Source organism: Mycoplasma sp. 1781 (genome assembly GCF_053851675.1).
Window position 1 is genome coordinate 35,781 of the sequence record NZ_JBSQBC010000002.1, and the last position, 24,181, is coordinate 59,961.

The window sequence follows — 24,181 nt, forward strand, 5'->3', positions numbered from 1 at the left end:
AAGGAGGAAACATGAATGAAAGAAATTTAGATTTAGAAAAGAAGCATAGAAAAGTAAAAAAAGGTGTTATTGTAACTTCTTTATTAACTGCAATACCAGCTATTACTTTAGCTGCTATTGTTCCTTTTCTTCATAATACTGAATATAAGTCAATAGATACAAAAGCTCATGATGACTTGGTTCAAGAGCAAAAGAAGGCTAGAATATTTTTAAATAAGTATGATGAAATGCTTTCGGAGCAATCAAAAAATAAATTACAAACAGCAATTAACTATGCAAATCAATTAATCGCAAATAAAATTAGCAATCAAACAGCTGACGCTGTCTCGGCCATTAGAAATATGCTTGATCAAAGAAATATTTTAAGAAGTATGGTAAGCAGTTTAATGCTTGTTGATTCAAACAGTGCAAAAATAGCACGTGATGCTATAGAACAACTAGGCAATTTAGTTAAGTCACCAGATTTAAAAAATGAGTTTAATAAACAACTAGACATCTATAATGCTAGTCAGCAAACTTATGATGATAAACAAAAATTTGCTGATGAGGTTGAAAAAATAATTGCTAAGCAAGACAAGATAGCATTTGATCTAGAATTAAAAATGAATGTTTTTGTCCTAAAGAATATTCAAAAAACAGATAGACTTAATATCAGTATTAAGAATGTTAAGGTTCTAAAATTAATTGATTTTATCAACGGCAAACTTGAACAAAATGTTTTATCTAGGGATAGTGTTGTTGATGTCTTGGATACATTGTTCACAACACAAAGTAATGATTTATTTAAAGATGAATCAATTAATAATGAAGGTGAAATTCAAAAAATTTATTCACAAATTGTTGAGGCAAAAAACCAAGTTGCAACAATGGATTTAGACCAGACAATAAAGCAAATCATTTATGATGAACTAGATGCTATTAAGAAGTTTGTAATAGAAAATAAAGGAAATCTATCATTTGAAGTTATAGGACTGCAAGATTCAAAAAAAATAACGGCTTCACAAGTTATAAGTGACTATATATCAACAATAATCAACAAAACATCAGACTATTTTGGCAGTGATGAAACTACCTTAAACAAGGTGAAAGACTTAATTGCACAAGCAGATAAAATTAAACAACAGGTTGATAGCAAGTTTATTGGTGCTATTGATTTTGCTATTATGCAAGCAAATAATAAGGTTAAAGATACAGACCCTTCAACTAACAAATTAAAAACTCCAGCATATAAAATTCATTCCGATTTGTATAGGGCGTTAAATGAAATAGCTATTGCGAATAAATTACTTAATGATGCGAAGGAAGAAATTAATAAAATTCAAGATGCAAATTTTAAACAAGAGCTTATTGACAAAATTGAAAATCAAGAATTCAAAAGTAGTGCCGGTTTCTTTCAATATGTTTCAACTATAAATCAGATATTAAGTGATATTGACACTAATAATACCCTTAAAAATTTCTATAAAGAACAATTCAACATATTATCTAAACAGTTGAACTTTACATCTGGAAAAAATAGATACAACAAAACTTTTGTAAATGATGATTCTACGCTTTTAAATGTGCAACAAGCACTTTTAGCTATTAATGAAATTGACTTTGAGAATACTTCTCTTGCGGATTTAAGTAGTAAATTTGAGGAATATAGTGAATATGAAAGAATTGCCAACAAGAAGGAAATTGAAACTATTATTGAAGGAATCGAAGGAGAAGTTTCAAAAATCGTTAATATAAATAAATATTATCCAACCATCAAAAAAACATATGATAGTTTAAAAACTAAATTATTAGGATTGGCTTCAATTTATTCAACTGCAACACGTAAGGAAATGTCTGTTTTTGAAGATGAAAAAGCTATTTTACCTAATGGTCAAAAAGCGATAGCGGGTGGTTTAATCAAGGATGCTCTTGATTTCTTTGATGTTGCAAGGTTGTCGCATCAATCTAGCCCGATTTTTGAAGACAATAACAAGTTATTGGAAGCTATAAAAAAAGAGTGAAAAAATAATCCTGACTCGCCAGTGGCTAAAGATTTATCATTTAAAACAGCACGTATTAGTGCTGATATTAAATTAATTATGGAAGATTATAAGCTTACCCACGAACAAAAAGAAATAGAGATTGCTAAGCTCAAAAAATTACAGGATGAATATTCTAAGAAAGTGGCTAGTGCTAAAAGATTAGAAAATACAAAGGATGAAACTGCTCAAATTTTGGCTATTGTTAAAAATAAAGAAAAAGTTAAAACATATTTGGGTAAGGAATTAAATGAAATTCAAAAATTGAAGAGATTAGCTGATGAAGCACTAGCCGATCCAACACAACATGATTTGGATGATATTCAATCTAAATTATCAACAGCTTTGAATGATTTTGAAAATAAACGTTCAAAACTCGAATCATCAACTCAATCAGCAATCATTGCTCAACTTATTGATGATACATTTTCGTCTCGACGTGAAGAAGGTAAAACTACTCCTGTTGAATCTAAATTTTTAGAAACATTAAATAGTCTTCAAGCGGAAGTTGATGCTATTAAAGATGATAAAACTTTATCAGAAAAAGAAAAGAGCGACAAGCGCCAATTAATATCCAATAAATTTGATATTTTACGTGAATCTATCGAGGTTGCGGCAACATTCGAATTGTCTATTAAGCAACTTGAAGTTGAAAATAACGAAGCAAAAAAAGTGTATCATGCGCTAAAAGCTGATTCGACTAATAATAATTTATTTAAAACAATGGAAGCAAGAGATCAAATAAGAACAACAGTTGATAGACTCGAAGTTTTAAATACCCAAACAGATGCTTTAATTGAAAAATATCACACAATAATTGAAAAACAATTATATAATCCTGAGATTCATAATAAGACATGAATTACAAAACAAAATGTTGATATCGCTAATCAAACTCAAAAAATTAAACTTGAAGTAGCAAAAGACAAATTAACTAAAGAAAAAATTTTATTAGGAAATAATAAAATTGCTGATGCTGATTTATCCAACAATTTAAAAATTAATAATGATCCGTTTGCCTTAATTAATGGTGATATATCAATATTCGAAAAAGCTAGTGAAGATGGTCTTAGTGCTATTGATAGTGCTCAAAAAACTATTGATGGTATGATTTCAAGCATTGATGCTTTACAAGGCGAACTAAAAGGTTTATATGATAAATTAATCAAAGAAACTGAAGAGGAAAAAATTAAGGCAATTCAAAGGGAAATTGAATCAAAGAACTTCCAAATTGATGGCACAGCACAACGTATCACTTTTAACTATCAAAATATAATTAATGACACTAATAAGATAGTAGCTAAAATTGGTTCACAACATAGCTTACTGGAAAAAACAAAATTGTCTGCTATTGAGTTATCAAAAGTTGATAAGACTAAATATTTTGAGTTATATACCGCTTTTACACAAGTTATAAATGTTAATAGAGGATCGCTGAATGATTCCTTAGCTGAAATTAATGATAAAATTATTGCCTTAAATGAAATTAATGCAAAGATTGAAATATCGAAAGAAGTTAAGGATGCTATTGTACGCTTACAAGCTGTAAGAGATAATCAATATAAATCAGACCAAAATGATAAATCACAAAGATATATTTTTGAAAAGATTGATAAGGAAATAGAAGAAGAAATCGCTAAATTTAGCGCTTATATTTCAAATTACCGCACAACAAAGGCTGACCTTGTTAATCAAAAACAAAGAATTGAATATTTAATTAATCAATTTATGGTTAAAAAACAGGAAATTCACAGTTTATTTAATGATGCCAAAAATCGTTTAGAAAAGCAAATTGATAAATTTTTAAATGAAGAAAAAAATAATAATTTTTCGGTTTTAGTACAAACACCTAGTTTAACTAATGGGTCAGAGTTGCAAAAACTAAAAATAAAATTTGATGATTTAATTAGTAGCCAAAAATCAGATCCTCAAGATAAGTTTAATAAATCAAATTATGATAAAGCTAAATTCGAAGAATTGCAAGCATTAGCTTCAAAAGTTGATATTAGTTTTAGAAAAGATGAATTTAAAAATACTAAATCACAAGTTGATAATAAACTAAATGAGCTAAAAAATAAAATGAATGAGTCTCCAATGGTTAATTTTGAAAATAACTTAACTATTGAAGGCTTTATTGCAAACATTAGTGAAACTGTCACACATGCAGACAACGAAGTTATGCCTAAGGTTAACTCTACAGATGTAAATGATGTTTTAGCCGAAACTAAACGAATGGAAACACTAGGAAATCTAATCGAAGAACAACTAGCTGTTTCAAAAAGATTACTAGAGCTAAAGAAAAATAATAGTAGAAGTGCTGATGCATACAAACGTCTAGCAGATGCTTTAGTTGAGTCAGTTCCTGGCCAAAATGCTTCTACAGCTCTAATTGAAGATAAGATCACTGAACTACGCAATGCATTTGCAGAATCAGTACCTTTTGAGCAATTAAAACAAAACCAAAGAGATAGATTTGAGGCATTCAAAAAAGAAGTGGAAGGCAAGTTTAATGCGCAAACATATGATTCTATGGTTAAGGAATCATTAATTGGAACTAATGGATTAATTTCAAAATATACTAAAGAACTTGAGGATATTGTTTATAACAATGATAAAGCTAAATATGTTGAAGAAGTTAATGAAGTAAATAAAAAACTTCAAATTGTAAAAACAAATCTTAAAACTATTTTATCGCTAGCAGAGGCAGTTAAGGAAAATGAGGAAAAAGTAGCAAAACTTTCAGTTACTGATGGTCCCATTAAGGATGTTTTTGATAATTTAAAGAAACAATTTGAAACACAAATAAATGATGCTAAGACTTCATATAATGATCCATCTAAGTTTTCAATTTTAAGTCAAAAGAAAGCTGATTTATCTTCATTAGTTGTGAGATTAGAGAAAATAATTGAATTAAACAATAATATAAAAACTCTAAAAGATGAATCATCAAGCATGACCTATAAAGAAGGCAGAAACAATACTGGCGCAGCCGCTGCTAAAGAGATGCTAACCAAATATGTTGAAAAGTTAGAATCATTTGCAAAAGATTCAAAGGTAAATAGCGACCTAAATCAAATGCAAATTCTAGATGAAATAGTAACCAAATTCAAGAGATTAATCGAAAAACAAAGAACAATCTTAGCAACTTATGATTCGTTAGGAGAGTTTAGTTTTGAAGGCCAAAAATATGGTTATGAAATTGATCAGAAAAACATAGGTCAATTTGTAAATGACTCAATTCCCGAACTACCAGCTGATGTATTTGCACCTATTACTATAACTTCAAAAATTGACGCAGCAACTAAAACGCTGGAAAGCCAACATCTTGCATACCAAGCTTTATATAATTCAAGAAAAACAGCATATACTGAAATTGAAAAAGCATTTAGTGATGAAAATAATATGCTAACAACATTGGATAAATATAAGGATAAAAACCAAACGATTTTTGATGAACTGAAAAAAGATAGAACTACTAGATTCAAAGAGAGATTAGATGCTATTTCAAAGGTTATTAATGCTGCCGATATAAATGCGATTGATAATATAAAATCAGAAGTTTTATCTTCACATTCGCTATTTGAAAAGTATGCTGATTTGGCTGTTGTTGTTGCAAGTGCTAAGGAACAAGTCACAAAAGGTAAGGCTGCAGCAAACAAATCAGAAGCTTTAACCAATGCTATTCAAACTCTTGAAACAGAATTTAATAATGTTGAAAAAACACAAGCAGCACAATCGAAAGATAATTTTTACTTTGGAGTTTTGATTACTCTTGAAATTGAAGCAAAACATAAATTAATTGAAAGTAATGCTAAGAAGATTGATATTTTAATTTCATATTCAGATAAATTAAGTAAATTAACAAGCTCAAATGACCTAGATGAAGAAGCTAAAAAACCATTAAGAAAAATTCTTGAAAATTTATTAGTTGAATTAGGCAACCGCGATGCTATTGATGTTCGTGGCTTGGAAGCCCTAAAAGAAACTTATTTAGAAGTAGGAAAAAATAGCTTTGATATTAGTCTAAAAAACAGCATCGAACTTAAAAAAGCTATAACTCAAGCAGAAGCATTTATACCAACTAGCTCCGATAATGATTACAAGACCAAGGAAAGTGCTACAATGATGAATTTATATACTTCGTTGCAGCAAGCGGTCGATGAAGCTAAAAATAATTTAAAAAATGAGACACATAATGAAGAAAATAAACTAGCTTCTATCTTTAAACTTACAAATCCAACTGAAAGTGTAGTTCAAAAACTTAAGGATCAAAAACGTGAAGAATTACGTGAGTTAAGAGTACAAATTGATGAAGCAAATAATTTTCTAACTTCTTCATACACAAATATTGGATCTGATAAAACAAAGACGCCTTTGCAAGAGAGCTTTACTAATGATGCAGTTTCGTTGTCAACTAATTTATCTCTTGATACGTTAGCAAACATTAAAGATGCTAACGAAAAATTATTAAAAGCTAAAGAAGCTCTTAAAAATCAAATAGCTGCAATCATTAAATTCGAAAAAATTCATTTAACTATTGTCAAGAATAGATTGGATTCGTATGTTAAATTGTTTAAATCACAACAAGTTTCAATAGATAATAGACATAAGCAGTTGACTACTGAGCGAGCTAAAAAATTAAGTGTTTTATTTAATATTGATAAGTTGATTAATGGTTTTGAAAATAATGTGACCTTAGCTGGTCAAGTCTTAAAAAAAGATACTTCAAACTATAAGTTAATTTCACAAGAGTTAAGAAATACCTCGAATACCTTAGAAAATGACTATCAAGCTATTAAAACATTAACAAAGAATGCTGCCGAACAATTGAAGATCCAAATTAATTTATTTAATGAAGAAATGAAAGATCAAAGTACGAACAATATCTTTAACATAATAAAATTATTAGATGGAAAATTAAATACTACAAGCAGCGATAATATTAATGGTATAAATGATATTAAACAAAATATTCAAAAGATAAACCAAGCAAATACTGCTCTTCCTTCTGATTTTAACAATCTTGCAGTACAGCAATTAAATATAAACTTTAATCAAGATATTAATGCCTCGACTGAGAACGCAGTAAAAGATGATTTTAAGAAATACTATGAAGCTATTGAAAAAATAATTACCGCTCTAGAAGCAATCGATAATCTAATATATGGTTCTGGCAATTTGGATGCCGCTAAAAAAGCAGTTGGTAATTTAATTAATTTCTATACTGAGGTTGTTTCTAAAAGTGTGCTTGAGCATATGCTTAATTTGGTTGCTGGAGATAATTTCAAACAAAACAATTCATCAAATAGTGTCTTTGCTAATATAATTAACTCATACAACGCAATACATAATTCAGCCGTAACGCAACAATCAAATACAGATAAGGCATTGATGAATAAAAACTCTTCTGTAGCTGCTAAGCAAGAAGCACTAAAAGCTATTTTCTCAAATCTTAATAATTTAAATAGTTGAATTAATGATTCAAGCAATAATATTTTCTTATTTGATTATTTGAATAAAAATAATGCTGAGAAAATAAGGGAAATAAAACCTAAATCAAGTACTTTGTATGAAAACTTTGTTGAAGAAATTAACAAGATAAATAATCAATCAAATGTAACTGAATTAGATATCACGCAAAATCAAGGATTGCTTAACTTATTTGATGTCTTTGCTATTCTAAAAAATAACGGAAATTTACCTTACAATACCACTAATGTTAGGGTGTTTATTACAAGAACTGCAACTTCTAATTCATGAGCACCTGAATTCTTACAAACCGATACTTCAACCAAGAAGACAAAAATTAATCTTAAGGTTGTATATAAGCATCCTTCAAGCCATTCAAATCAAAACTTTTTCAATGATGTAGCTGATAGAACTTTAACATTTAATGATGTTTGAATTACATTTAAAACTTTGCCATTCTTTAGGGTTACAAAAACTGATTTAGGGCAAGAAAACCAAACACTTCGACAAAATGAAGATTTTGTTAAGCAACATAAAATATTTGAGGCAAAAAAAGCGGGTTGAAACAATAGAAATATGAATGTTAACCTAATGAATGCCATTGCGGAAGGTGCAAATAAACATCTATTAAACCACAATCTTAAATTCATTCGTGAGGATGTTTCGTTTAGTAGCCAGCAATGAGATGATTCATTATTTGGTAAGCTTCAGAAGCCTCAAAATGTTAATTTGTATAAATTAACATTAGAAGAAGCAATGAAGAATGAATACAAAAACTTTGATCTTTCAAATTCACATAATAACTTAAAATATAAAATTAAAATAGATAATTCAAAAGGCTTTATCTTCGCTGAAGATGGTAGTGGCAGAAACTTCAAACATGCAATGTTATCGAATGGCAAAATGTTTTCATATTGAACACAAACAGGGGCTGATCTTGATTTTATAAATAATAATACCTTTAGAAACTGAATTCCTTTCGGATATACAATACCAGTTGTTTTTGAGGAAAATGGAAGAAAGGATTTTGGTGTGCTACACACATGATATGAATTATTAATTCAAAATAATATAAATGCAAACGATGCATCATTTAAAATGACTTTATCGGGTCACTCAAAATGATATTTCTATCCTCCAAAAGATGCTATGGAGGAAAATAAAATAAATAACAACCCACTAGTTCAAGCTCATCCAGATGATGTCAATATTAAGGCATATGTTTTTGCCGAAATGTTTGCGGCAAGGTGAACTGATAAAACAAAACAAGCAAACAATCAACAAAGCCGTGGTTATCCTGATTACAATCCAAGCAATAATCAAAAAGGTAAACGTGGTGGAAAAGAATGGAACAAACCACAAATTTTAAAGGCATATGATCATTTTGATTTCATGGTAAAAATTCATGAAGATAAAGAAGGGGATAAATAATGAACAAAATAACTAAGAAAAGAACGGCTGCTGTTGTTATGGCAACTATTGCTACTGCATCAACTCTTGTAGCAATGTATTTGACTAACTCTAACCATAAAACTACCGCTCCAAAAATTAATGACAGATTATTAAAACAACTTGAAAATAGTAATCTACTTTTTAATAAAGTGGTTGAGAAATTATCTTTTAGTCCAAAACAACAATCGCAATTTAATAATCTTAATAACCTTGTTAAATTAACATTATCAAACCCAGAATCATCTGCTGTTGAAAAATTTATTGCCTTAGATAACATTAAAAATTTTCAGAAAGATTACATAATTAAATATGTTAAAAGATTAATAAATAGTGAAGAACTTAGTAAAAATGATTTAAAAAACATTGAAGAATTATTGAGAGATCAGGCATCAAGAATTAGGGAAATAGATATTAAGAATCAATTTGATTCAGTCGATTTAACCGATATAAAAATAAGCCTTTCAAACCTTAATCAATTAAGTAAAGAACAACAATTTAATTGAATTAATAAATACAGTGAGTCATTAAGCGCCAAAACTGAATTGCAAAGGGAATTAATTGAGAAATATTTATTAGTTCCAAATAATAGTTTTGATGAAAATATTGCTGAATTAAAGAAAATGCTGCCAACAAAAGCATTACGTGGTGATATTGAGCAAATTATTAAACAAATTGAAGATGATATATTGTTTAATGATTTTAGAATTAATGATATATCCATAAATAAGCAATTGGTTGAAAATAAATTAATGGATATTAGAAGCATGACTAAATATGCAGAATTCAATGATTTTTATGAAAAAACAATTCATAGTATTGAAAAAAGTGTTGATGCTAATATCTTATTTATTACATCAGAAATTCTTAAGAAGTCAATTGATAGAAAAACTGATAAGAATTTATCTGAACAACTTCAGTTACTTGGTGATCAAATTTTATTAACCAATTCTGTGTATCAAAATAAGAATGTGTTTGATCAAATGATTACATTTGTAATTAGAAACGAAATGATTACGCAAGAATCTCTAAATGAAATTTTAAATTATCAAGTAACTAAAAATTACATAGCTTTATTCGATTATTACAAGAATATCGTTTCTATTAAAATTGATAATTCATTAACAATAGCTGATCTAAAATTAGCCAAAGCAAACTTTGATATTTACGAAAAGGCTTTAAATGATAAAGAAACCTCTTTAAAACAAATCATTGATGATTTTGGTTTATTTGTTCAATATGTAAAGAATGTGAATATTAATAATTTAACTCAACATTTTGAATCTATTTTAAAAGAAAAAACATATAAAAATTTAATTAATATTGTCGATTTTGATAAACACAATAAACAAGAAATTATTAATAAAGTGATTGATTTTATGAATAGAATCAATTATGTGCAATATGTTGATAATGAAATTTCAAATGTTATTAAAGAATTTACGCAAGTCCATAAAAATAATCCTAAATTACTAAATGAACAAGAATTAAATATTCTTCTTAAACAATTAAGTGATTTATATAATCCTAATATTAGCATTAGCGAAGTCCAAAAAAGAGTAGTAGAAATCAATAATCTAGCCTCAACATTGGTTGAAACTAGACTTGAATTAGCTAATATTGCAAGAGAGATTAAAGATACTATTATTAATATTAATGGTTTTGATGCCAATACTAAGACTAAGTATTTAAGCAAGGATGTTCTACAAAAAGCAACTGATTTAAAAAACCAAATTTTAAGCGAGAACATTCTTTCTGACTTATCTACACAGCAAATTATTAGTAAAAAATATAGTATTAGGGAACAACTAAGAACTTTGCAAAAGGCACAGTTAGCTTATTTACAAGAAAGAACGTCGCAAGAAATTACTAAATTAAAAGAATATGATTTATTAAAAATAAGTCAATTAACTAGTGAAAAGTTAAATAACATAAAAACTCAAAGTGTTGACATTAATTTACTAGCTAAAATCTTTGAAAAATTAAATATTGATTCAAAAAAAATAACATCAATTAATTATAATCCCATTGTTTCAAAAGATATTCTTAACCAAATTCAAAAATATAAACTAATAGCAATTATAGAAACTACTCGTTATCAAAATGATGCCGCAAAAACACGCAGTGAAGTTGAGGACTATGCACTTTTAACATTTAATCCAACAAATGAAAAACCACATTCTTATACTGATTATGAACAAACGCAGTTGGATAAATTGAATAGTACAAAAAAAATTCTTGCTGACCGTGCTACGCAAATAAATAATTTATTAAATGATGTATTATTGAAAGGTTTTGAATTCGATAATCAAAAAGCTAATCAATTCAGCAATACAAAGTCAATTGATAGCGTAATTGGCATTACAAATAGCATCCAAGAAAGTGCAAAAATTATCAGAAAAGTTAATTCTACCTTAAATGAGTTGGACAAATTAATTGATGAAATTAAAGATGATGATGAAATTAAACATCAATTTGCACAAGATTTTGCAGAAATTGAAAAAGTAAAATCTGATATTAAAATAGCGCTTCAAGCAACACCTGTTGATTTTGAATTAGTTAATAAATTAAGTAATCTTGCAGATGAAAAATTAAAAAATCTAAGAGATAAGAGAAAAGACAGCAGCCTCGAATCGCAAATAAAGAGTATTGAAAAACTAATTAATAAAAATTATCAACATGAGGATTCATCACAGCCGATTTCCGAAGGTGAAACATCGTTGCGTTATGCTTATAATGAATTATTAAATCAGTCTCGCCAACCGGGGTTATCAAAAGCTGAAAAAGATGAAATTCTTGATAAGGTAAATAAGATTAAGGCTATGGTCTCTTATGTTAAAGATATTGAAAACAATATTGCTAGATTTGAAAAAACTTCTGATGAATATAATGCTCATACTGACAAACGTTCAAGAGTTCCACAAGCCATTGCCTCATCAGAGAGAACCAAAAATGAAATTGATTTAGTTATAAGACAGATTGCTAATGTTAATAATCTTCCTGATGTTGCCAAGGTCGCTGATTCTGCACGACAATCCAAGGCCATAAATGATGATTTAGACTTGGCATTTCATAAGGATCAGATTCGAGCAAGAAATGAAGATGTTCAATCTAAATCATATCCATCTTCAACTAATCTAAAACCTATAGAAGCTAAGGTTAATGATGCAATCAAGCAGATAGACACATATGCCAAAGGGAAAGAATCTACAACCTCTGATGTTACTGCTCAAGATGCTGTTAAGATTTTAACTGGACAAACGCAACTTATTGACGTAGTTAAGAGAGCAATTCTTGAATCTGATAAAATTAAAAATTCTCCTTCATTAGTAGAAACCGAATCCGCCAAGGATGCTAATGCTTTATTAGATGAGATTGATAAAAATCTACCTGATAACTCTGATACTATTGAAATTATTAATAAAAAGAAGAAAGCAATCGAGGATGCTATTGTTATTTCGCAATCAAAACATGAATTGCGTAAAATTGTAATTAATGATTTAGTTAATGTTTTATCAGAGGAACAACAAAAATATAAGATCCTTGAAGTAGTTAAGGATAAGGTCGCTGCCGCAAGAGAAACATATGAAAAAATACTTTCAGTTAACTCATCATCTGGCGGTGAAACTTACACACCCGAAAGTCTTGCTTCAAAGGTTAGTGAATTAAATGAACTTGTTAAAAATTTGTCGAAAGAACGTGATGACCTAATTAAAAAATATCGTGAAGAGAAAGCTCGGATTGATCTTGAAGTTATTCAATACGATAAAAAGTCATTTCATAATTTGCCTAAACCAGACTCACTAACGAATTTTGAAAATTATGAAAAAGCTCGCCAAAAATATGCGATGGATATAAATGATCCGATAAACTCAACTATTGAATCTATTAAAGAAAATGAAAGAGCAATGGTTGCTGGATATCATAAAGATATTGTTTTAATTTCTCTTGAAAAATATAAAGAATTTGTTAAAACGGATGTTGATAAACTAAATAATTCAACAGAAAAAACCTTTATCAAATCGCATTCAGATAGATTTTTAGCTAGAATTAATAATCAGTTATCAGTTGATATTGATTTTACAATAGCACAAGGTCTAATTGTTAATATTAACGAGATGTTAAAATTCCATACGCTTCAAATTGATGTAGCTACTGAATTAGAACTATATCAAAAAGATTCGAATACTGATGTTAATAAGAGGGCAATTGCTGAGCTTAAGGCATTGTTGAGTGATGAGCACACCCCATTAGAAACTCTAAAAATAAAACAACAAAATGAGTATGTTTTAAAGGAACTAACACGCATCAAGGAAGAAGCTGGACTTAGAGCAAGAAACAAACAAAAAGCTCTTAGCTTATTGCAACACTTTGAAAACTTTAGAGCATTACCAGGACTAAATAATGGTCAAAACCAAAACCGTGTGATAGTTGATACGCTTTCTAAACAAATTTTTGGAAATAAAAGCGTTGAGCTTGGTGATTTAGCTGACAACTTCTTAGTTACAAATACAAAGGAAGCTATTAATCAAATTCTTAATTCAAATCTTCAATCAACAACCAAAGCTCAACTTGTACAAGTAAGAACCAAAATTGAAGCAATTGAAAAGATCAAGGAATATTATGATGCACTTGCTTTAATTATCGGGTCCGCTGAAACGGTGATTAGTGCTGCTGGTTCATCAGTAACTGATACTGTAAACTCGTATATAACACAAGATCTTAATCCTTTATTATCACAGGCAAGAGAATTATTTAAGATAGTGGTAACAGATAATTCAAAAACTTCTGATGAATTAGCAGAGTTAAATAAACAGAAATTTATTGACCTAATTAAAAAAATTCAGGTTTCAAAAGAGCGTATTCTAGATGTGATTGAAATAACTGAAAAAATCATTGATAAAATTAAAGAAATTAATAGTGATCTTGATTTCTATAGTCTTGAATCAATAAGCGGTACGAGAAATAACGATAAAATTGATAGTTGATTAAATGTTTTATTAGCAGATGCTGCTAACAACCTTTCAGAGACAACTGATATGCAAAAAGCCCAAAGAATTGCTAATGTTAAGGCAAGGGGTGAAGAGGCTCTAAAATTAACTCAATTATTAAAGCAAGTGTCTTCAAATGTTGCTACTTGAAGACTTGAACGTCAAGGGTCAACAAATTATGATGCAACCCAATTTGATGAGAATAAAGTAATTCAATATATGTGAGCTGCCTTACCAAATATTGGTCAAAATCCAACTCAGGCTGAAATTAGTGTATTTATTAATGAATTAACTAATAAGGTTTCTGAACAAACTAAGATTCGTCAAACTCGTAAGGACTTATTTGATGGTATTAATAACATTAAAAATTCTACTTCATATCAAAATGCTAAGCAATATCTAACTTTAATAACCTCATTAAATAAGCAAATCGACGATATTGTTGATTCTTCAACAAATAAAGAAGAAACAAATAGTGTTGAAAAATTAGCGCAAAACTTGAATAAGATTAATAATCTAAAGGCGTTTTTATCAAAATTAGTTGAATTAGCTTCAAAAGCGACAGAAATTGAACAATTTGTAAGTGCTTTTGTACCACTAGATGTTACTGTTGACAATAATAAGATGGAACTTGAAAATGAACTAATAACAGTTAAAACATTTTATACATCTGATATTCCATCTGCTGACAAAGCAGAAGAAGCGTCAAACAGTATAGATAAGAAGATCAAAAAGCTTGAACTTTTGAAGGCTCGCTTGGAAGTTTATCAACAGCTAGCTAGTGTTAAACTTAAAATAAAGAATGATACTGTAATAATAACAAGTGAGAAAGACGTAATTAATAAAAAAGTTACCAATTTTGAGAACGAATTGAAGGCAATTAAATTAGATGAAAATACTGATCCAAATACATTTGCTAACTTAGCGCAAAAATGATTAAATGGTACAGGAAATGATTCGATTGAATATGTTTTAACAAATTCAAGAACATTAGCTTATAAATATCAAGATGCTCAAAATATCCTTGACTATAAACAAACCGGTTTAAATGAGTTGCTTGATTCTAATGCTGTTAAGGAAGCATATACGCAACTTCAAAAATTAATTACTGAATCAAAAGAATTAAATAAAAATATTAATAATGATGAATTAGCAAAACTTGGTCAAATTAAGAAAATTCAGGATAAAATTGATCATCTTGTTAATGAAAAGGCGAACTCAGTAAGACAACTTCGCACTAAAACCATCGAACTTCATGATAAATTATCAAAACAAGGAGCAAACGAGGTAAAAAGCGGGGTATTGTTGCCTACATTTTTAGAAAACGCCGTTAACTCTCTAAATATCGATAATGTTAAGACAAGAGACAATACTTATCCTGAGGCTGTTGAAACAATTAATAAAATAAACACTTCTTTAAGAAAAGCTCTTGATGAGTACAAGAAGCAAATTATTGTTACTTTTGATGCACAACAAGCACTTTTAAATACCGAATTTCAAAAGCTTGTTGATTTTAATGCAAATATAATTAATGATACGTTATGAACACAAAGCGCTAAAGATAAATTAACAACATTAGGAAATTTAAAAACAATTATTGAAACTTTTATTAACCAAAATAAAAACTTCAAGAACACCGTTGATAGTAAATATATTTCGATTGACTCACAAAATTCCTTTATAACAGATTTTGTTAATTCTAATCTTGAAAATATTAGATTGGCTAAAGAAGTAAAAGAGCAACTTATACAAAAAATAAAAGCAGATATTGCTCAAATGATTGAGGAAAATACTGGTTTTATCTCCAAAGTAACCGCTACATTTGTTAAATATAATAATGCATTTTCTAATTTAGACTCAACTAAATTATTTGAAAAAGCAGGATTTGAAAATTCTAAGAAGTTATTTGATGAGTTAAAAACTAAATTTGAATTATTAAAGAATAAAAATTCAATGATTAAAACTACTGAATCTGCTCCTGATCTACAAAGATATGCTTTTGAAACAAAAGAATTAATTAATGGATACGATAATTTAGTTAGTGAATTTAAGTCAGAATTAGTTGGATTATTGAATAAAAGACAAAATTTAAATGATATATATCAATTATTATTTAAATCATCAGTTAAATGAAAAAGTAACACTGATAAACTTAGTGCGCTTGAAACTCAATATACTCAAAATTACGATTCATTGGCTAGTGAAAAAGATGAGATCACTAAGGAAAAATCCTCAGATATTATTAATGATACATTTTTATCTGAAAAAACAAATAATGCTCTAAGTAATATTGAATCTAAGCTAAAGGTATTACTAGATTGAACCAATACAAATAGCAAGTTGTTTTATGAAAATATATTAGGTGAAACAGGTAGTGATACAAGTGCTAATAAAACTAAACCATATTATCAAATTTCTGCTAAGTCTGGCATCACAAGAGAGGAGTTTGATAGAAAATTAGAACAATTAGTTCCAAAAAATAATGAAAATGAACTTGATATTACAAATTTAGATGGTTTTCTTGAATTATTTGATAAATTTGCCTTTACTAAGATCGATAGAGATTCAATTTATAATCCCTTAAACTTTAAGGTTAAATTAATTAAAGATACTAACACTGCTAAATTTGTTAAACCAGGCAGTTCAAGTATTGCAGAAAAAACAAATACCCTTAAACTTCGTTATGAATTTAAACCAACTAACCTGGAGATATTTAAAGAATTCTCAGGATTTTCAATAGAAAAGGATGTTGATATAACATTCAAAACAAAACAAGACCTTGAACTTCCTGCCGGTACATCTAGCCTATTCTTTAAAGATTATAATAAAGATAACTTAGGTAAACAATCTAAACAAGTTATTGGTAAAGCTGATGAATTAGGGTGAACTCAAACAGATGCTGATGGAATTAAAAAACAAACTATTGATACATTTAAAAAGGCACTAGGTCTTGAAAACTCTAATGATGCTGTAATTATAAATTATAAAACTAGAGAAATATTTGATTATAAAAACAATAGTGGCAATGTAAATAACCCTACAGTTACAAAACGTAATGATTGAATAGACAAAGCTAACTTTAATATTAAGTTTCAATTTCCCGAATTTGATGTTTACCAACAATCCACATCAGTTACATGAGAGTCGGAAAATCAAATACTAAGAATAAGAGTTATTAATGATAGTTTAATTCAAGTTGAAGCAATATTACCTGGAAAATTGTTAGTTGGGCCACAAAATTACACAAACAATAAAAATACCATTTTTGATACAAATGGTAATGAAATTATTAACGCAAATTCACAAACCTATGATTCAACTAAAACTATGCCGGTTTCAGCAATATATACATTGAGATTAGCCGTTGATTATGATTCAAATACAAAAGATGTTTCATTGTTTGTCAATCGTTATGAAAGCTTTAATGTTGCAAAAAATAAAAGTTTACATGATGATTCAATAACACCTACTTCTGAATTTATGTCTAATAGCAACAACGCTCAAACAAAAGCGTATGTTTGATCTAATTATGACTTTGCCAAATGACTGTCTACTCATCCAACAAGTTGGCAAACACCAGATGACGCTGATAAAAACCGTAAATCGCCGCTTGACCACCCTAATAACGGATTTAGACATAGTGGTGGCTCAAATAAAGAATGAGATCATATGTTAAATAATGATATTTGAATAAAAAATACAAGATCATCTGGAACATACATTTGAACTCATAACAACCAACAACAAACTATTTCAAACGGAGAAATTGAAAAACTAGCAGTAGTTTATAACTCTGGTATTATTAATTTTGAATTTAAAGATTTAAAGAAATAATGCTTAATTTTAAATCAAAACCTATAAGATGTAAAGGTTTTGATTTTTTTGTTTTAACTTCGTCAATAGATCCCCAAATGTCTAGAGAAAAAAATCAAATAAAAAAATTACACCAAAATTTGGTGTAATTATTTATGATATTTAATATTTTTCTTAATGGCTAATCCACGATAAATTTGTTCAATTAACATGATTCTAAATAACTGATGTGGGAATGTCATTCTGGAAAAACAAATTTTATTTTTAAATTTTGTTTCATCTACGCCATTCGACCCACCAATAATAAAAGTTAAATTATCTTCAATAAGTATATTAGAAAATTCCTCACTACTCATTTGTTTTCCTTGTAATGAAAGATAAAAAACTTTTGAACTTTTTGGTATTTTTGCTAATATTGCTTCAGTTTCCTTTGCAATTTTAATATCAATATTATCATTAATAATTTCTTTAATTTCAATTAAATTAATTGTTGCTAAAAAGTTTATTTTTTTTAAATATGAATCATAAATTTTCTTAATATCTGAATTTAAAGAACCAACTGCAATTAAGTTTATTTTCATTTTTATTTTTTATTTTTTGCGGTTATTTAGATAGAACATTAGCATTTGTATGTCGGAAGGGTTAATTCCACTAATTCTTGTTGCTTGTCCAATAGTTGAGGGTCTAATTTTTTCAAGTTTTTGTCTTGCTTCTGTAGCGAGATTATCTACCAAGGAATAATTTATATTTTCAGGGATTTTTAGATTTTCCAGGCGAATCATTTTTTCAGCAGCTGTTTCTTGTTTTTTAAGATACCCGAATAGTCTTACTTGAATTGTTAATTCTTCAATGAAGGGAAAATCATTTCCTAAGATATCTATTGGGTCTGTCTCAGGATTGGCAAGTAACTTAAGGTAAGATTGGCCATTGATAACGTTATATTTAATGCCTAATTCACTCTTTGAAGATACATATTTATTTTTAAGTTCTTCAATTGTTGTTTGGATAAGATTATATTTATTAACAATTTTTTGATATTCTTCTTCATTTATCATTTTATTGTCATAAGCATATTGGCATAATCTTTCATCAACATTGTCATTTCTTAATAATAATCGATATTCTGAACGACTTGTTAACATACGATATGGCTCTGTGGTACCTTTGGTAACGATATCATCAATTAAGACACCGATATAGGCATCGCTTCTTTTGATTTCCATAGAAGGCATATTTTGAATCTTATTTGCCGCATTAATTCCGGCTATTAAGCCTTGGGCCGCCGCTTCTTCGTAACCACTTGTCCCATTAGGTTGTCCGGCCGAAAAAAAGTTTTCTAATATTTTAGATTCTAGCGATTTATATAAATTAAGTGGATTAATAGCATCATATTCAATGGCGTATCCATATTTTTGGATTCTACAATTTTCTAATCCAGGTACCGATCTGATCATTTCATCTTGGACATCGACAGGCATTGAAGTGGATAAGCCGTTAATGTACATAATGTCGCCTTTTTTAGTTTCTGGTTCAAAAAATATGTGGTGTGTTTCCTTGTCTTGAAATCTAACAATTTTGTCTTCAATGCTAGGGCAATATCTTGGCCCGATACCAATAATTATTCCAGAATATAATGAGCTTTTATCAAGGTTTTTTAGTACTATTTCTTTAGTTTTGGCTGTTGTATGGGTTAGAAAACAAGAAGTTTGTTCATCTAATTTTATATTGCTTCGCTTGGAAAAACAAAGTTCAGTTTTATCTAGAATTTCTCTTTCTACTTTTGTAAAATCAATACTATCAGTATAAATACGACAAGGAGTTCCGGTTTTTAATCTTTGGATTTCAAAACCATATTTAGCTAAATTTTTGGATAGAGTTGAACTATTTTTTTCGCCATCAGGACCATCGTTTTTAATATCAGTGCCTCGTAGGATGCGTGAGTTCATATAGACACCGGTTGTCATAATTGTGACTTTTGAGTGTATATCGCCGTGTTTTAAAGTTTTAACACCAACACATTTTTTGTCAACTATGATTAGATCAGAAACTTCATCTTCAATTAAAACAATATTATTTTCTTTTTTTACAGCATTTAGAATTATTTGTGAATATTTATCTTTGTCTATTTGGGCTCTAAGCGATCAAACAGCTGGGCCTTTTGAAGTATTTAACATTTTAATTTGGATCATGGATAGGTCGGCAAAAAAGCCCTGAACTCCTCCTAGGGCATCGATTTCACGAGTAATAATTCCTTTTGCCGATCCACCGATCGATGGATTACAAGGTAGCATTGCTAAGCGGTTAGTATTTAGAGTTATTAAGGCTACTTTTAGATTTCTTTTTGCTAGTGCAAAAGTTGCTTCGATTCCGGCATGACCACCACCTATTACGATAGCATCATACTGATTGTTCATTTATTAAGTACTATTCTTTAATATCTTTAAGTATTTTTTCAATTCTTGCAGCTTCAGGCTCAACTTTATCAATTAAAAATACTAGTTCTGGTAATTTTTTATATTTTCAACTTTTAGCTACAACTGAACGAATAAATGGCGCCATTGAAGTCACTTTGTCAAAGTATCTTTCCTTGTCTTTAAATAAGGTTATATATACTTTAGCATGTGATCCATCGTTTGATAAAATTACGTCGTTAATTGAGATGTTTGTTACATCAAAATCTTTTAATTCAAAAAAACTATTTCCAATTAATTCTAATAATAATTGAGTTTTTCTTTCATGCATAATTGCGTTCATATTATACTAATACATCCTCATAAAATTTTAATTCATCATCTATATCTATTTTATCAAAATCTTTAATATGGGTACCAAAATCAAAGCCTTTTTCGACAACTTTAACATCATTTTTTTCTCTTTTTAAGGAGCTTATTGAGCCCTTAAAGATACTTTTGCCTTTTCTAATTACTTCAACTTTGCAAAGTTCCTTCGCTTGTCCTTCAAGCATCATGCAACCTGCAATTGTTCCTACTTTCGAGTAGAAAAAAAGTTTTATAACAACAGCCTGTCCAATTAATTTTTCTTCATAAACTGGTTCTTTTAAGGTATTGATAATTGCTTCTATTTCCTCAACAATTTTATAAATAATGTTATGAGAAACAATTTTTATTTTTTTAGTTTCAGCTAGTTTTTTAATTTCGCTTGATGTGCTAATGTTAAATAGATAAATTCTTGAATTAGATGCTTCAGCTAAGAGTAAGTCTGCTTTAGTTAGCTCTCCCGCTGTTGCTCTAATAACATTAACAGAGATTTCATCATTTTTTAGTTTAGATAGCGTTTGCTTAATTGCTTCAGCAGTCCCCTGAACATCGGTTTTAATAATTATGTTTAAGGTTTTTTGCCCATCTTTTATAGTGAAGGAATTTCTTTCACTTAATTCTTTTTGTTTATTAATAAAAGATTTTTCTTCTGCTAGCTTCTTAGCGAATTTTTCATCACTAATTACAATAAATCTATCACCTGATGAGGGATTCTTATTGAGACCTGTAATTATGCAAGGTGTGCCTGGTAAGACTTTTTGCAATGGTTTTCCCTCGGTTGAGGTTAAGCTTCTAATGTTTCCATATTGACCACCAGCGACAATAAAATCTCTAGGCATAAGAGTACCATTTTCAACAATAACCGTTGACACTACCCCTCTACCTTTATCAATCTTTGATTCAATAATAGTTCCAAAAGGATCGCGATTCAGATTTGCCTTTAGGTCTAGTAAATCAGCTTGAAGAAAAATAGATTCTAATAAAGCATCAATATTATTATTCATCATTGCCGAACCATAAATGAATTGGTTTTCGCCTCCTCATTCTTCACAAATAATATTATGCTCGCTTAGTTGGCTTTTAATTTTCTCAGGGTCTGCATTTGACTTATCCATCTTATTAACAAAGATAATAATTGGCACATTGGCAGCTTTCGCATGATCGATGGCTTCAATAGTTTGCGGTTTAACACCGTCATCTGCAGCTACAACAATAATAACAATATCAGTTACCCTAGCCCCTCTCGAACGCATTTCAGTAAACGCTTCGTGTCCAGGGGTGTCAAGAAAGGTAATTTTTCTACCATTATATTCAACTTGATATGCACCAGTATGTTGGGTAATCCCACCAAATTCTGTTGAAAGAATGTTACTTTTTCTAATTTGGTCAATTAGTGTTGTTTTACCGTGGTCAACATGGCCCATAATTGTCACAATGGGAGGGCGTGTTGAAAGGTCGTTTGGATCATTAATAACTTCAAGTTTATCAAATAAATTTTCAGCATCAACTGATTCTTCTTTTTGAAAATCAAGATTATAATGTAAACATATTTCCGCAATTTCTTCTTCATTTAAAAAGGTGTTAATATTTTTCATTATTCCTTTTTTAAAGAAGTAGGTTAAAATTTGCGCAGCAGTTTGGTTAATTTTTTGACTAAATTCACAAACTGTTAGTGGACCTGTAAAAATAAATACACCATTTTTGACTTTTGCTTCTACAACATTTAATTTTTCTTTAATATTGTCTACATTTGAAATTCTTTTGTTACATTTTTGCTTAGCCATATATTCACCTCATTTCATAATTTTTTATAAATACAATCATCAATATTTTGTCTAAATGCTTTATTTAGTAAATGCTTTTTAAAAAGGGTTTCGATTTGTTCCTCATTATCTAAACAGTATGTTCCCCGACCACCTAGTTCAATGTTTGGATCAAAATAAAATTCATTATTAATTTTTGCAAATCTAACTAAGTTTTTTATAGGATAAATTTTTCCATCAACAATAGATTTACGACTATATTTTTTATCAATCTTCATCATTTAAATCACCTAAATCTAAATTCTCTAAACCAGCACTTAGGTCATCATCTTTCTTGAAGTCCTTCATTTTTGTTTGAGTTATTTTTTCATAGTCGGCTTCGATTTTTGCTTTGTCTTTAATTTCATTTTGTTTAGTGTTACCTGAGTATACATCTAAATCTTCCATTTCTTCGTTTTCTAATTCATTTTGCATATCAATTCATGTTCTTTCTATTTCCTCATCAGAAATAGATTCATATAATTGTTTTTCAAAAATATGATCTGTTTGTTGTGCTTTTTGTCTAAGCTCAGCTAGGTCTTGGTCAAATTCTGATATATTGAATGTATTATCAAAGAATGATTCATTGGATTTCTTAGAATTTCTATGATTGCTAATTGGTTTTAGATTTAACTTTTGACCTACATATTTTAATTTAGCTTCTTCTTCAGTAATATTTGCATTTTTAAATGAATATTTTATTTGGAGTTGATCGGCTTGCGCTTGGCTAATTATGTCTAAGCGGCTTCTTGTTAATTCTGAGGCAAGTCGAACATTTTGCCCTTTTTTACCAATTGCTAAAGTATGTTGAGCATTAGGAACAATAACAATAAAACTATTGAACTGTGGAGTTGAATCTTCTTTTTCGACAATATCAATAACTCTTGAAGGACTAACAGCATTCATTACAAATTTCTTTTTGTCCTCATCATATAATACAACATCAATTTTTTCGTGGTTTAGTTGTTTCGAAATAGCTTCAATTCTAGCTGAATCTGTTCCGATGACTGTGCCTAATTCTTCGAGAGCAAAAGGCGCTTTTTCTGTTTTTCTTATAGCAACTTTTGCTCTTTCCCCTGGTATTCTAACAACCTTAATAATTTCAATAAATCCCTCAGCAATTTCTGGTATTTCTTGTTCGAATAATTTATTTATTAATTTAGATTCAACTGAGGATACTAATATTTGTGCATTTTTAGATTCAGGTTTTACTTCTTCAATATAAACATCTAACAAATCGCCGGCTTTTAGATTGGATAATAATCTTAAATTGCTTGTAGATGGTGGCATATAAGCAACAGTTCCATCACGAAATTCCATGAGTGTACCAGTTTTGGTAATATTTGTTATTTTAGCTTTAACTATAGTACCTATTAAGCTACTATATTTATTAAAGGTTAATTGTTTTTCCAATTCTCTAATTTGTTGGTTGAAGATACTTAGAATTTTTTGATAATCACGTTTATGGAATAATTCGAAATCTATTTCCTCAGCAATGATATCACCCTCCTTAATATCTGCATTAATTTTTTTAGCATCGCTTAAAGCGATTTCAATGCAAGGGCAAAAATTATCTTTGTCTTCATATGTTATAGGGTCATTAGTAACGATTTTTGTATGGTTTATTATTTTAAACTGTTTCTTATCTTTATCAATGATAAATTCTAATTCAGCATCAGGATCATATTGACTAAAAATCACTTGTTCAACAGCTTTTTTAAATAAATCAACTACTGCTTCTTCATCAATATTTTTGATCTGTGAAACATTATATATAGCACTAAAAATTTGTGTTGCTTTTAGTTCCGAATCAAAAGTTTTGGTATTCATTTTTATCTCCTTTTTTATATCTTATAATTACA

At 28.9% G+C, this 24,181-nt stretch carries 8 protein-coding genes; 2 read left to right on the forward strand and 6 right to left on the reverse strand.

Going from position 1 to position 24,181, the window contains the following annotated elements; all coding sequences use genetic code 4:
- Positions 1 to 11: 11 nt before the first annotated feature.
- Complete coding sequence (locus ACWXVP_RS00420; protein WP_456012555.1) at positions 12 to 8,918, forward strand: hypothetical protein; 8,907 nt, start codon at positions 12 to 14, stop codon at positions 8,916 to 8,918.
- Entirely contained in the window at positions 8,918 to 17,761 is an 8,844-nt protein-coding gene (locus ACWXVP_RS00425; RefSeq protein ID WP_456012557.1) for a hypothetical protein, read from the forward strand. The genes ACWXVP_RS00420 and ACWXVP_RS00425 overlap by 1 nt, the downstream gene beginning before the upstream one ends.
- 128 nt (positions 17,762 to 17,889) lie before the next feature.
- Here the strand turns inward: ACWXVP_RS00425 and ACWXVP_RS00430 are convergent, their stop codons facing one another.
- The 6 genes from ACWXVP_RS00430 to nusA are packed head-to-tail and all read right to left on the reverse strand — an operon-like array spanning position 17,890 to position 24,149.
- Positions 17,890 to 18,321 (reverse strand): 23S rRNA (pseudouridine(1915)-N(3))-methyltransferase RlmH, encoded by a 432-nt coding sequence (locus tag ACWXVP_RS00430; RefSeq protein ID WP_456012559.1) that lies wholly within the window; start codon positions 18,319 to 18,321, stop codon positions 17,890 to 17,892.
- A gap of 9 nt (positions 18,322 to 18,330) precedes the next feature.
- On the reverse strand, positions 18,331 to 20,154 hold the full coding sequence (gene mnmG / locus ACWXVP_RS00435) for a tRNA uridine-5-carboxymethylaminomethyl(34) synthesis enzyme MnmG (protein WP_456012560.1): 1,824 nt from the start codon (positions 20,152 to 20,154) through the stop codon (positions 18,331 to 18,333).
- Positions 20,155 to 20,164: 10 nt separating this feature from the next.
- Positions 20,165 to 20,494, reverse strand: coding sequence for a 30S ribosome-binding factor RbfA (gene rbfA, locus ACWXVP_RS00440; RefSeq protein WP_438340442.1), 330 nt, complete (start codon positions 20,492 to 20,494; stop codon positions 20,165 to 20,167).
- A gap of 1 nt (position 20,495) precedes the next feature.
- Positions 20,496 to 22,301: a translation initiation factor IF-2 gene (gene infB / locus ACWXVP_RS00445; protein ID WP_438340441.1), complete on the reverse strand. Its 1,806-nt coding sequence runs from the start codon at positions 22,299 to 22,301 to the stop codon at positions 20,496 to 20,498.
- Positions 22,262 to 22,561, reverse strand: a complete 300-nt coding sequence (locus ACWXVP_RS00450; RefSeq protein ID WP_438340440.1) for a DUF448 domain-containing protein — start codon at positions 22,559 to 22,561, stop codon at positions 22,262 to 22,264. Before ACWXVP_RS00450 ends, infB begins: the two co-directional genes overlap by 40 nt.
- Positions 22,545 to 24,149, reverse strand: coding sequence for a transcription termination factor NusA (gene nusA, locus ACWXVP_RS00455; protein WP_438340439.1), 1,605 nt, complete (start codon positions 24,147 to 24,149; stop codon positions 22,545 to 22,547). Before nusA ends, ACWXVP_RS00450 begins: the two co-directional genes overlap by 17 nt.
- Positions 24,150 to 24,181 lie beyond the last annotated feature (32 nt).